Source organism: Flavobacterium phycosphaerae, from assembly GCF_010119235.1.
In the GTDB taxonomy this organism is placed as follows: Bacteria; Bacteroidota; Bacteroidia; order Flavobacteriales; family Flavobacteriaceae; genus Flavobacterium; species Flavobacterium phycosphaerae.
The window spans coordinates 2829482-2842034 of the sequence record NZ_JAAATZ010000001.1; the positions used below are offsets into that span (position 1 = coordinate 2829482).

Genomic DNA, 12553 nt, shown 5'->3' on the forward strand with positions numbered 1-12553 from the left:
TATTTTTCGATAATTTAGCCACATGATTCGAGTAACACTTATTGGTTCCGGAAATGTGGCCCAGCATCTGATACAAGCGTTCAGTCAAACGACTGCTGTTGAGTTGGTTCAGGTGTTTTCAAGACAACCGGAAACAGTGGCACATTTGGTATCTGCTCACCAAATCATCTCTGATTTTAATAAACTGCAAAAGGTCGACCTAATCATCATAGCAGTAATTGATGATGCCATTAGTGAGGTTTCGAATCAAATTCCGTTTGAAAATCAACTGGTAGTGCATACCTCGGGAAGTGTGGCTATGGAAGCTTTAAATGCTAAAAACCGTCGAGGTGTTTTTTATCCTTTACAAACGTTTTCCAAAGCCAAAGCCATTAACTTTAAAGTGGTTCCTATTTGTTTAGAAACCGAAAACGATGGTGATTATAATACACTGGAAACGGTTGCCAAAGCTATATCAAACGTGATTTACCGCATCAATTCCGAGCAAAGAAAAGCCCTGCATGTCGCGGCCGTTTTTGTTTCCAATTTTGTCAATCATTTGTATCAGATTGGCGAAACCATTTGCACCGAAAACCAACTAGACTTTGCGATTTTAAAGCCTTTAATTCAGGAAACGGCGGATAAAATTTTGACTCTTTCACCTGCGGAAGCCCAAACCGGACCAGCTAAGCGACAAGATTCGCAAACGATTAATACGCATTTGGCCTTTTTAACCGATGACCATCAAAAAGAAATTTATAAACTGCTAACAAAATCAATTATCGATAATGGGAAAAAGCTATAAAGAAATATTAAACAACATCTCTACTTTCATCTTTGATGTAGACGGCGTTTTGACTGATAGTACCGTACATATTACACCTACCGGAGAAATGCTTCGCATCATGAATATTCGCGACGGATTTGCGATGAAAGCGGCTATCGAAAGTGGTTATAACGTTTGCATTATATCGGGAGGAAACAACGAAGGCGTTCGTATTCGCTTGAAAAATTTAGGCATTACCGATATTCATTTGGCTTCGCCGGATAAAGTGGCTACTTTCAAAGAATATACCGAATTGTACAATATTGATCCGGAACGAGTACTGTATATGGGGGATGACATTCCCGATTATCATGTAATGCAATTGGTGGGTTTGCCTACGTGTCCACAAGATGCCAGCCCTGAAATTAAGGCAATTTCCAAATACATTTCACACAAAAAAGGCGGGAAAGGCGCTGTGCGCGAAATGATTGAACAAGTGATGAAAGTTCAAGGCAAATGGCACTTGTATTATAACGGAAAACACGATTAAATTTACACTACAACAAATCAAAAATTACTGAATTCAGCAAAAATGAACTTTTTAAAACTAATACGTTACCAAAACCTTTTACTATTGGCATTAATGCAACTGATTTTTCGTTATGGTTTTTTGAAATACCAAGCGATTTATTTGTTTTTAACTGATATTCAGTATGGTTTATTGGTTTTGTCTACCGTTTTGATTGCCGCCGCGGGTTATGTAATCAATGACATTATGGACCAGGAAACCGATGCGGATAACAAACCCAATCATGTGATTATCGGTAAAAGCATATCAGAAGCGATGGGATACAACTTGTATTTTACACTGAATGTAACCGGTGTCGGCATTGGTTTTTATCTGTCGAATGTGATTCAGAAACCTACTTTTGGAGGACTTTTTATCATCATAGTAACGGTATTGTATTTATATGCTACCAGCTTTAAAAAGATGCTTTTGGTCGGTAATATCATAGTGGCGTTGGTGTTATCAATGAGTATTTTAATCATAAGCATTTTTGATTTGCTGCCGTTGACTTATGCTGATAACCGTAGCGAAATGTCGGTCATTTTTTCTTTCTTAATGGACTATGCCATCTTTGCTTTTATACTAAATCTCATTCGGGAAATTATTAAAGACATGGAAGACGTAGATGGTGATTACAACCAAGGAATGAATACCTTACCTATTGCTATTGGTGTAAACCGAACGGCTAAAGTGGTCTTTGGATTAGGGATTATGGCAACACTACTCTTACTTTGGTACATCAACACTTACCTGATGGCAAACCAACTGTATTATGCTGTAATTTACGGATTGCTTTTAATCGTAGGGCCGATGATTTTCTTTGTAATCAAAATGTGGAATGCCACTGCTAAAAAAGATTTCCAACTATTGAGTACTGTATTGAAATGGATTATTTTCTTCGGCATACTTTCAGTGGTGGTGATTACTTTTAACATCAAAAATCATGGATAACGAACACCTCAAAAACTATAAAATTATTCTAGCTTCGGGTTCCCCCAGAAGGCAACAGTTTTTTAAGGACATGGATTTGACTTTTGACATTCGGTTGAAAGACATTGAAGAAATCTATCCGGACCACCTGCAAGGGGTAGAAATTACTAACTATTTGGCTGAATTAAAAGCCGGTGCTTTTGATGGAGAACTTCAACAAAATGAGCTATTGGTTACGAGCGACACCATTGTTTGGCTAAACAACCAAGCTTTGGGCAAACCCAAAAATTACGATGATGCAGTAGCCATTTTAAAATCATTATCCAATAAAACGCATGAAGTAATCACCTCGGTATGCTTCAAAACGATACACAAAACCGAAACTATTTTTGAAGTCACCAAAGTAACTTTTAACGAACTTACCGAAGCGGCCATTCACTATTACCTGGATAATTGCAAACCCTTTGACAAAGCAGGTGCTTACGGCATTCAGGAATGGATTGGCCTAGTCGGCATTACCAAAATTGAAGGTTCCTATACCAATGTCGTCGGGCTGCCAACCGAAAAAGTGTATCACTATTTGAGTCACTTCGAGGCAGAGAACTAAAAAATAACTACCTTTCAATAAAATAAAAAGTATGTCTGAAACCGTAAAATTCCCCTTTTATATTAAACTGGCAGCCATATTACTTTGTTTGATTGGGCTGTTCACGATTACTTATTTAGGACGAGACATTATTTTTCCGATACTGCTTTCGTTGCTTTTTGCCATTATTTTGCGCCCGGTAGTTACTTTTTTGATCAAGCGACTTCGTTTTCCTCATTTCATTGCAGTAGTCTTTGCTATAGTGTTGTTTGTGATGCTCTTTCTGGGTGTCTTTTATTTTATTTCCCTTCAGGTGAGTGATATGGCCAATGATTGGAGCAAAATAAAGAATAACTTCTATTACCATATTGAGCATTTTCAGCAATTGATTCGGGATAATTTTCATTTGAGTAAAAGAGAACAAAACGAGATTATCACAAATGCCACCAAAGACACGCTGGTTTCTGGGCAACAAATCGTTGGAAGCACATTGAATTCGTTTACGGATATCGTTTTAAATCTAACGCTGATCCCTATTTACACCTTTCTTTTTCTACTGTATCAAAATTTATTTATTACTTTTTTAATCAAATTATATAAACCGATACACCACAAAAAACTACGCGAAATACTATACGAAATCAAAATAGCCGTCCAAAGTTATGTTGTAGGATTGCTATTTGAAATGGTAGCGGTTTCAGTATTAACAACCATTGGCTTGTACCTTATTGGTATTGAATACTTTATTTTGTTAGGCATCATTACCGGAATTTTGAATTTGGTGCCTTACATCGGAATACTATTTGCCGGCGCCTTGAGTATAGTGGTTTCGCTTTCAGGCTCCACAGATTTATCAATTGTCGTCGGAGTAATTGTGGTGAATATTATTGTGCAACTTATCGATAATAATATATTGGTTCCGCTGTTTGTCAATTCAAAAGTGCAAATCAATGCACTAGTTTCGATAGTCGGAATTATTGTTGGCAATGTTTTAGGAGGGATTACCGGAATGTTTCTAGCGATTCCGATTATTGCCATTATAAAAGTGATTTTCGACCGAATAGAATCTTTAGAACCTTGGGGCTATCTGATGGGAGATGATTTACCGAAAACCTTCGAATGGCACAAAATCAAAATTCCGTTGTATAACTACAACACCTCCACCACTACCATCAATTTCAGCAGTGATACTCCCGAAGAAATCGTTCCTGAAAATGAGGAAAACGATACCATTGAAAATAAGAGCGACTAGTTTTAAATTAACTTTAGATAAAAGATATGACTTTCTTTTCTGATTTTGCCAAAGAGGTAATCGCAACCGGAATTCTGTTAGTTCTTGTTATTGTGCTGCGAGTTTTAGTGGCCAAATTGATTCGTCGTTATGCCAAACTCTCCTCTATCATGGAGCATCGGACGAATTTAGTTATTAAATACATTCATCTATTAATCAATATACTGGCATTGGTTTGCCTTATTGTAATTTGGGGCGTACAGAAAAAAGACATTCTTTTCACCTTATCCTCTGTTACTACCGTGGTGGGTGTAGCCATGTTTGCCCAATGGTCAATACTAAGTAATATCACTTCCGGAATTATTTTGTTTTTCTTTTTTCCTTTTCGGATTGGAGATATTATCAGTGTTCATGATAAAGATTTTCCGATTCAAGCCGAAATTGAAGACATCAAAGCGTTTCACATCTATTTAAAAACCGACAAAGGCGAACGCATCACCTACCCTAACAACTTACTCTTACAAAAGGGAATTTCTATCATCAGGCAAAAGTATGATGATACAGAATTTACGGATTAATTTTAATTATGTAAATTTTAAAAAAAATCATGTAACACTCTTTGGCTATCGACCAACTAATTTTGTTTTATACAATAACAAAAATTATGTCTAATCTAATTGACTTATATTTCTGAACATTTCAATCATAGAAATAGCAGCAATTAAATTAAAAAAGAGAATTATGAGAACAACTAAATTAGTATTACTGGTAGCGCTGTTTGCGGCTACGGTAAGTAGTAAAGCGCAAGTTTCTGTGAATGTCAATATTGGAACACCTCCGGTTTGGGCTCCTGCAGCACCCGTTGAAGTAGAATATTACTATCTTCCGGATATCGGAGTGTACTATGATGTACCGGCACGAGCTTATATTTATTTCGGAAACGGTGCATGGAGACGTAGTGCTTATCTTCCGGCTCGTTACAGAGGATACGATTTGCATCATGGACATACAGTATATTTAACCGATTATCACGGAAGGACGCCTTACGTATATTATAAACAGCATAAAGTAAAATACAAAGGGGATTATGGCTGGAAGAAAAATGGTCATGATAACGGAAACCACAATGGCAATTTCAAAGGAAATAACGGAAATGGTAAAGGTCATGGCAATGGTCATGGTAAAGGCCACGGAAGAAAATAAAAAAACACTATAAACCGTCATAAGTAAAGGCTGAGAAATTTCTCAGCCTTTACTTTTTTGACAGTAATAGAACAAAAACTAAGTAGTTAATAATCAATTATATAAAATAATACAATTCCTAGTATTTTGTTAAAACTGTGTATTTCATCGATAATCCAATCTTATTAACGGATTTGTAACCAAATCTTTGTATATCTTTGTCGTAGATTTTTATTAAAAATGCCGCTCGATATTTTTGTTAATCCCAAATCTACAAAAACATGAAAACGACTAAAGTACTCCTCGTCCTTTTTATTGCCTTGATATCCAATGGTATCCATGCACAAGAGACTGCAATAAAAAAAGAATCATTACCCATCAACAGCAAAAACAACTGTTACCTTCGCTATTACTATTTTCCTAATCTGGAAGCTTATTTCGATAATCTGAAAATGGTGTATTACTACAAAGAAAAAGGCGAATGGGTAACTGCTCCTGAACTTCCTGAAAACTTTGGTGGCTATTCATTATACAATAAAGCCCGGGTAACCATCAATAATTTTGATGATGAGAATCCGTATCAATTGATATTGCTTCACAAAAAAATCTATCCTTACAACTCTAAAGGAAGATTTGCCTACGCTACTACCGGCGGAACAGATTAGATTAAATCTGCACGATTGTTAAAATAAAAATAATTAAAACATACATTTTTATTTAATCTGTATATTTGAAGCTATTGCACCTCTAACGCTTATAAAATGCAAAAGCTTTACACTTTTTCTATTGCCGTTTTACTTTTCACTTTTCAATCGGGTTGGGCACAACAGCCCCAAAAACCTGATGCTGTCGACTTATACAATCAAATTCAAAAGCTGAATTTTTTAGGTTCCGTGCTATACATTGCAGCGCATCCCGACGATGAAAACACGCGTCTTATCTCCTATTTGTCCAATGATATAAAAGCCCGCACCGGTTATTTATCGTTAACCCGTGGCGATGGCGGACAAAATCTTATCGGACCTGAATTACGGGAACAACTGGGCGTTATTCGCACACAAGAATTAATAGAAGCACGAAAAATAGATGGCGGAGAACAATTCTTTTCGCGCGCCAATGACTTTGGTTTTTCTAAAAACCCTGATGAAACATTACAAATATGGGACAAAGACCAAGTGCTTAGCGATGTTATCTGGACCATCAGAAAGTTTCAACCGGATGTAATCATCAATCGGTTTGATCATCGTTCGCCGGGCACTACGCATGGGCATCATACTTCCTCAGCTATGTTGAGTTTCGAAGCTTTTGACAAAGTAAACGATGCTACAGTTTTTCCAAATCAATTGCAGTATGTAACCACCTGGCAACCCAAACGCTTATTTTTCAACACCTCGTGGTGGTTTTATGGCAGTAAAGAAAAATTTGATGCCGCTGACAAAACCAATTTAATCAACCTTAAAATAGGAACCTATTACCCATCAATGGGTAAATCTAATCAGGAAATTGCCGCGTTGAGTCGAAGTCGTCATCAGTCACAAGGTTTTGGCTCTACCGGAACCCGTGGTGAAGAAGACGAATACCTGGAATTCCTGAAAGGCGAAACTCCTCAAAATAAAACCAATCTTTTTGAAGGCATTGATACCACTTGGAATCGTGTAAAAAATGGCAAACCTATAGGCGATATTCTTGCTGTCGTTGAGAAAAACTTTGATTTCAAAAACCCTTCCGCCAGTATTCCGGAATTAGTAAAAGCCTATGATTTAATTCAAAAGTTGGAGGATACCCATTGGAAAAGTCTTAAATCCGAAGAAATCAAAAAAATTATTGCCGGTTGTGCCGGTTTGTATCTCGAAGCCGTTGCCGATACTCAGGAAGCTACGCCGGGAAGTACATTAAAAGTTAAATTGGAAGCCATTAACAGAAGTTCCGCTGCAATCAATTGGAACACCATTGTTACTTATCCCAATTCGATGAACACGCAGGAAATCACGCCGATGCCGAATAACAAATCGATTACTAAATCCATTGAACTGCAACTTCCCAATGACCTCAATTATACTAATGCCTATTGGTTAAACCAAAAAGGAACCGTCGGGATGTATCGTGTAGACAATCAGCAAAACATTGGAAAACCGGACATCATTCGAGAAGTAAAAGTGTTCTTTGTTCTTGAAATTAACGGCGTAAACATTCCGTATGAACGCAATGTGGTTTACAAATACAACGATGATGTAAAAGGCGAAGTCTACCAACCGCTGGATATTGTTCCGGTGGCTACTTCTTCTATTGCCGAGAAAGTCTACATTTTCAATAATGACCGAAGTAAAACCATCACGGTAAAAGTAAAAGCCGGAAAAGACAACCTCAGTGGCAATGTAAAACTTCAAGTGCCGCAAGATTGGAAAGCCTCTCCTTCAGAAATTCCGTTTACCGTTGACAAAAAAGGACAGGAAGTATTGGCGGTTTTTACCGTTTCTCCTTCTGAAGAAGCCAGCGAAATCGACATCAAAAGCATAGTGACTATTGACGGACAATCGTACGACCAAAACAAAATTGACATCAACTATCCGCACATTTACAAACAAATGGTAATCAAACCGGCCGAAGCCAAAGGCATTCGTTTAAAAATTAAAACCAAAAATGAAAAAATTGCCTATATCATGGGCGCCGGTGATGAAGTGCCTAAAAGTTTATTACAGATGGGATATGAAGTCCAACTACTGAAACTGGAAGAAATCAGTGCCGAAAAGTTGCAAGGATTTGATGTGGTAATGACCGGAATTCGTGCCTATAATGTGGTCAATGCGTTAGCGTTCAAACAAGCAATTCTGTTAGATTTTGTCAAAAACGGGAAAACAATGATAGTGCAATACAACACTACAGATGATTTGGTAACCAAAGACATCGCTCCTTATCCGATAAAAATTTCCCGCGACCGCGTGACCGAAGAAAATGCAGAAGTTCGCTTTTTAGCACCAAAACATCAGGTATTAAATTATCCAAACAAAATAACCGCTGAGGATTTCAAAGGATGGAAACAGGAACAAGGTTTGTACTATCCAAGTGAATGGGACTCCAATTTTACAGCAGTTATCTCAGCCAATGACAAAGGTGAGAAACCAAAAGACGGAGCGTTACTACTTGCCAAATACGGCAAAGGAAATTATATTTATACCGGACTGAGCTTCTTTCGTGAATTGCCCGAAGGCGTTCCGGGGGCCTTCCGACTACTGGCCAACATGATAGCAATAGGAAAATAATATGGAAACTAAGAAATCATCATGGAAGAATAGCTACACTTGGGTCTTAATCATCAATGCTATTTATATTATCGTCTTTTTTATTCTAATGCAATTATTCTTTTAATATGCAGCAACTCGACTGGATTGTTTTATCGGTAACCTTACTTTTTATAGTTTCCTATGGCGTATACAAAACCCGAGGAAGCAAAAACGTAGAAGATTATATTTTAGGAAATAAGGAAACCCCTTGGTGGACGGTAGGTTTATCAGTAATGGCAACACAGGCCAGCGCCATAACCTTCCTCTCTACTCCGGGACAAGCTTATCATGACGGCATGGGATTTGTGCAGTTTTATTTCGGTTTGCCGATAGCTATGGTCGTCATTTCCATCACATTTATTCCTATTTACCACAAGCTGAAAGTCTTTACGGCTTATGAATATTTAGAAAAAAGATTTGATTTAAAAACACGCTCCTTTACAGCAATCCTCTTTTTGGTACAGCGAGGACTCGGAACCGGATTGACCATTTATGCTCCGGCGATTATTCTCTCTTCTATTTTGGGGTGGAATCTAACGATGCTGAATGTGATTATCGGCATCATGGTTATCATCTATACTTTTACCGGTGGAACCAAAGCCGTAAACGTAACTCAAAAGCAACAAATGTTCATCATCATGAGCGGAATGTTTATTACCTTTTTCCTGATATTACATTTATTGCCCAATGATATGACGTTCTCCAACGCCTTGCATATTGCCGGTGCCAATGGTAAAATGAACATCTTGGACTTCTCTTTCGATCCTGAAAACCGCTACACGTTTTGGAGTGGCATTACCGGGGGATTCTTCCTGATGCTGTCTTATTTTGGTACTGATCAATCGCAAGTGGGACGCTACCTTTCGGGTAAATCAGACCGCGAAAGTCAGATGGGATTAATCATGAACGGTTTTCTCAAAGTACCCATGCAGTTCTTTATCTTGTTAACCGGTGTAATGGTGTTTGTCTTTTTCCAATTCAATCCGGTGCCGTTGCATTTCAATCCTATTAATAAAAATGCTGTAGAAAAATCAACCTATGCCGAGCAGTACAACTCGCTTGAAAAACAGCTAACCAATTTATCCGAAGAAAAAAAAGAATACAACCTGCTGTATATTGACCATTTAAATCAAAATTACGACAACCCTATTTTAAGAAACAAACTGGTTTCACTCTCCGGAAAAGAAAAAGATTTACGCGAACAAGCCAAAGAAATCATTGAAAAAGTAGACGGAAAAGCAGAAACCAACGACAAAGATTATGTTTTCATTTACTTCATATTGCATTACCTGCCGTCAGGTTTAATCGGACTCTTGTTGGCCGTAATATTCTCAGCAGCCATGTCTTCTTCCGCTTCGGGCTTAACGGCATTAGCTTCTACAACAGCTATCGACATATACAAACGAAACGTCAAAGGCGAAAAATCAGAGAAACATTTTGTAAATGCTACCAAAGCATTCACACTACTTTGGGGAATTATAGCCATACTTTTTGCTTGCGTAGGAACCTTGTTTGAAAACCTAATTCAGCTGGTAAACATAGTAGGCTCTATATTCTACGGAACCGTATTAGGTGTTTTTCTGGTTGGTTTTTATATCAAATACGTTAAAGCCAATGCCATTTTTTTCAGTGCCGTCATCAGCCAAACTACCATCTTTTTCATTTACTATTACACTATTCACATCTATCCTACCGGACAGGAAAAACTGGGTTACCTGTGGCTGAACTTCATCGGAGCTACATTAACGGTGGTCTTGTCCATCCTTTTCCAATTGGTGTTGAAAGATAAAGAAAAAGAAATCGCATAAAAAAACCACGAATTCCTGGTGGGTTCGTGGCTTCTTTTATTTTATTGGAAAAGGAATTATTTCTTACTCCATTCCTTGATACTGTCGTTATTCATTTTAACGTAATCGGCATTCTTAGCTTTTTCGGCTGCGGCTAATGATAATTTTGCGGTTTCAATAGCATTCTTTTTATCGCCTAATTTGGCCTGAATTAAGGACTTCAAACGCAATTGCCAAAAAGGAACATCTTCACCCGGTTTAACCATGGAAACGGCTTTGTTTACATAGTCCAACGCTTTGTTTAAATCACCATTTGACTGATAAAAATATTGTGCGGCAGAGAAATAGTCTCCGGCAGTTGGTCCGGCTAATGCTTTTTCAATGCTGGCCATAGCGGCTTTTTGTGTTGGCACTTCAAATTTCAATGACACCATCGTTTTCTCCCAAGAAATATCTAAAGTAGCGCTGTCATTAGTCAAATTATTAATCGAAACCGTAAGCGATTCTACCGGATTACCTAAAGCAATAGGGTCAACATTGGTGGTATAAGCTACTTTGTTAACATCCCAGTTGTCCGGGGTACCCCAATTATCCGTGTCGGTATAAAAAATTACTTCCCACATATCGGCTTTTGGCGTAGTATATAAAGCATACTTTCCTTTTTTCAATGTAGTTCCTTTGATGACAACATCTTCACTAAATGTTACGGTCGTATTAGCATTAGCTCCTGTTCTCCATAATTTTCCAAAAGGCACTAAATCGCCAAAAACTACACGCCCTTTAGCGCTGGGTCTTGAATAATCAACAGTAACATCGGTCAATCCAACTACTTGCGTTAGTGTGGAGTGCGGACTTGGAGCAGGTGTTTTCACTTGAGCGTGAATCACATAGTTAGCAATGATGGTTGCCAAAACAAAAATAATTTTTTTCATGAGATTGGTTTTTTTTGATGTTGGTTCAAATTTACAAATAGTATAAGTTGACGAATGTTAAGAATAACTTAAATATATTTGTTTAATGTTTATTAAAAATAATTAAACATTTTGTACTTTTACAAAAAATAACAATGAAAATATACTCCCTGCATACCAAACAAAACCTGCCCATTTCCCTAGAAGAAGCATGGGAATTCCTATCCAACCCAAAAAACCTGAAAGTCATTACCCCGGATTACATGGGATTCAAAACTTTATCAGGTGATGACAGAGCTATGTTTTCGGGACAAATTATTCAGTATATAGTAACGCCTGTCTTAGGTATTCCTATGAAATGGGTCACCGAAATTACTCATGTAAAAGACCAAACCTATTTTGTAGACGAACAACGCTTCGGGCCTTATGCCTTATGGCACCACAAGCATTTCTTAAAAGAAATTCCGGGCGGCGTAGAAATGGAAGATATAGTAGATTACAAACTTCCTTTGGGTATCTTGGGCCAATTGGTACATCCTTTTTTAGTAAAACCCAAACTAGACGAAATCTTTACGTATAGAAGAACAAAACTAATTGAATTGTTTGGCGAATTTAAACAACCTTAAAATGAAAAACATACTGTTAATAGGCGGTTCCTATGGTATTGGCCTAGCCTTAGTCAAAGAACTGCAAAACGATCACCATGTTTATGTGGCTTCCAGAACAAGTGAAAACCTGTCAGGATTGCATTGCACCCACATTCCCTTTGATGCCTTGACGGATACATTAGACAAAACTAAACTCCCCGAAGTACTTGACGGACTAGTGTATTGCCCGGGAAGTATTAACCTGCGACCTTTTAAAGGCTTAAAACCCGAAGCTTTTGAAGCTGATTTACAAATCAATTTCATTAGTTTGATCAAAGTCATTCAAACGGTTTTACCTAACTTAACCGCTTCGGAACAGTCGAGTATAGTGCTGTTTAGTTCTGTAGCCGCCGGTATGGGCATGCCGTTTCATACCAGTGTAGCCGCAGCCAAAGGGGCTATCGAAGGTTTTGCCAAAGCCTTAGCAGCCGAATACGCTCCCAAAATAAGAGTCAATGTAATAGCGCCTTCTTTAACGGATACGCCTTTAGCTGATAAATTCTTAAACTCCGAGGAGAAGAAAGATAAGTCAGCCCAACGTCATCCGTTAAAACGTGTGGGGACTGCTCAGGATATGGCGCAAATGGCCGACTTTCTGCTAAGCGATAAAAGCAGTTGGATTTCGGGACAAATTTTTCATGTGGATGGCGGTATGTCAACCCTTTTAGTTAATGCTAATTCATAA

At 37.9% G+C, this 12553-nt stretch carries 13 protein-coding genes; 12 read left to right on the forward strand and 1 reads right to left on the reverse strand.

Annotated features, from left to right (window positions below; translation table 11 throughout):
- Nucleotides 1-22: 22 nt before the first annotated feature.
- The 10 genes from GUU89_RS12700 to GUU89_RS12745 all read left to right on the forward strand — a co-directional run bounded on the left by GUU89_RS12700 (nucleotide 23) and on the right by GUU89_RS12745 (nucleotide 10331).
- Nucleotides 23-784 (forward strand): Rossmann-like and DUF2520 domain-containing protein, encoded by a 762-nt coding sequence (locus GUU89_RS12700; RefSeq protein WP_162128267.1) that lies wholly within the window; start codon nucleotides 23-25, stop codon nucleotides 782-784.
- Nucleotides 768-1295, forward strand: coding sequence for a KdsC family phosphatase (locus GUU89_RS12705; protein ID WP_162128268.1), 528 nt, complete (start codon nucleotides 768-770; stop codon nucleotides 1293-1295). The genes GUU89_RS12700 and GUU89_RS12705 overlap by 17 nt, the downstream gene beginning before the upstream one ends.
- 42 nt (nucleotides 1296-1337) lie before the next feature.
- Nucleotides 1338-2264, forward strand: a complete 927-nt coding sequence (locus GUU89_RS12710; RefSeq protein WP_162128269.1) for a geranylgeranylglycerol-phosphate geranylgeranyltransferase — start codon at nucleotides 1338-1340, stop codon at nucleotides 2262-2264.
- Complete coding sequence (locus GUU89_RS12715; protein ID WP_162128270.1) at nucleotides 2257-2850, forward strand: Maf-like protein; 594 nt, start codon at nucleotides 2257-2259, stop codon at nucleotides 2848-2850. Before GUU89_RS12710 ends, GUU89_RS12715 begins: the two co-directional genes overlap by 8 nt.
- A 31-nt stretch (nucleotides 2851-2881) precedes the next feature.
- A complete protein-coding gene (locus GUU89_RS12720) occupies nucleotides 2882-4081 on the forward strand; it encodes an AI-2E family transporter (RefSeq protein WP_162128271.1) in 1200 nt (399 codons plus the stop codon).
- Nucleotides 4082-4107: 26 nt separating this feature from the next.
- Entirely contained in the window at nucleotides 4108-4638 is a 531-nt protein-coding gene (locus GUU89_RS12725) for a mechanosensitive ion channel domain-containing protein (RefSeq protein ID WP_162128272.1), read from the forward strand.
- Between the two features lie 163 nt (nucleotides 4639-4801).
- Nucleotides 4802-5263, forward strand: coding sequence for a hypothetical protein (locus tag GUU89_RS12730; RefSeq protein ID WP_162128273.1), 462 nt, complete (start codon nucleotides 4802-4804; stop codon nucleotides 5261-5263).
- 260 nt (nucleotides 5264-5523) lie between these two features.
- Nucleotides 5524-5907: a hypothetical protein gene (locus GUU89_RS12735; protein ID WP_162128274.1), complete on the forward strand. Its 384-nt coding sequence runs from the start codon at nucleotides 5524-5526 to the stop codon at nucleotides 5905-5907.
- 96 nt (nucleotides 5908-6003) lie between these two features.
- Entirely contained in the window at nucleotides 6004-8502 is a 2499-nt protein-coding gene (locus GUU89_RS12740; protein WP_162128275.1) for a PIG-L family deacetylase, read from the forward strand.
- Between the two features lie 107 nt (nucleotides 8503-8609).
- The gene (locus tag GUU89_RS12745) at nucleotides 8610-10331 is read left to right on the forward strand and encodes a sodium:solute symporter (protein WP_162128276.1); all 1722 of its coding nucleotides are present in this window, start codon (nucleotides 8610-8612) and stop codon (nucleotides 10329-10331) included.
- A 56-nt stretch (nucleotides 10332-10387) separates the two neighbouring features.
- On the opposite strand, the gene GUU89_RS12750 is transcribed toward GUU89_RS12745, so the two are convergent.
- Nucleotides 10388-11242, reverse strand: coding sequence for a DUF2911 domain-containing protein (locus tag GUU89_RS12750; RefSeq protein WP_162128277.1), 855 nt, complete (start codon nucleotides 11240-11242; stop codon nucleotides 10388-10390).
- Nucleotides 11243-11376: 134 nt separating this feature from the next.
- On the opposite strand from GUU89_RS12750, the gene GUU89_RS12755 reads away from it, so the two are divergent.
- Nucleotides 11377-11847, forward strand: a complete 471-nt coding sequence (locus tag GUU89_RS12755; RefSeq protein WP_162128278.1) for an SRPBCC family protein — start codon at nucleotides 11377-11379, stop codon at nucleotides 11845-11847.
- 1 nt (nucleotide 11848) lies between these two features.
- Complete coding sequence (locus GUU89_RS12760) at nucleotides 11849-12553, forward strand: SDR family NAD(P)-dependent oxidoreductase (RefSeq protein ID WP_162128279.1); 705 nt, start codon at nucleotides 11849-11851, stop codon at nucleotides 12551-12553.

Excerpts from the sequence above, each read along its gene's own strand:
- GUU89_RS12700 (WP_162128267.1), top strand. The coding sequence starts at position 23 with ATGATTCGAGTAACACTTATTGGTTCCGGAAATGTGGCCCAGCATCTG.
- GUU89_RS12705 (WP_162128268.1), top strand. The coding sequence starts at position 768 with ATGGGAAAAAGCTATAAAGAAATATTAAACAACATCTCTACTTTCATC.
- GUU89_RS12710 (WP_162128269.1), top strand. The coding sequence starts at position 1,338 with ATGAACTTTTTAAAACTAATACGTTACCAAAACCTTTTACTATTGGCA.
- GUU89_RS12715 (WP_162128270.1), top strand. The coding sequence starts at position 2,257 with ATGGATAACGAACACCTCAAAAACTATAAAATTATTCTAGCTTCGGGT.
- GUU89_RS12720 (WP_162128271.1), top strand. The coding sequence starts at position 2,882 with ATGTCTGAAACCGTAAAATTCCCCTTTTATATTAAACTGGCAGCCATA.
- GUU89_RS12725 (WP_162128272.1), top strand. The coding sequence starts at position 4,108 with ATGACTTTCTTTTCTGATTTTGCCAAAGAGGTAATCGCAACCGGAATT.
- GUU89_RS12730 (WP_162128273.1), top strand. The coding sequence starts at position 4,802 with ATGAGAACAACTAAATTAGTATTACTGGTAGCGCTGTTTGCGGCTACG.
- GUU89_RS12735 (WP_162128274.1), top strand. The coding sequence starts at position 5,524 with ATGAAAACGACTAAAGTACTCCTCGTCCTTTTTATTGCCTTGATATCC.
- GUU89_RS12740 (WP_162128275.1), top strand. The coding sequence starts at position 6,004 with ATGCAAAAGCTTTACACTTTTTCTATTGCCGTTTTACTTTTCACTTTT.
- GUU89_RS12745 (WP_162128276.1), top strand. The coding sequence starts at position 8,610 with ATGCAGCAACTCGACTGGATTGTTTTATCGGTAACCTTACTTTTTATA.
- GUU89_RS12750 (WP_162128277.1), bottom strand. The coding sequence starts at position 11,242 with ATGAAAAAAATTATTTTTGTTTTGGCAACCATCATTGCTAACTATGTG.
- GUU89_RS12755 (WP_162128278.1), top strand. The coding sequence starts at position 11,377 with ATGAAAATATACTCCCTGCATACCAAACAAAACCTGCCCATTTCCCTA.
- GUU89_RS12760 (WP_162128279.1), top strand. The coding sequence starts at position 11,849 with ATGAAAAACATACTGTTAATAGGCGGTTCCTATGGTATTGGCCTAGCC.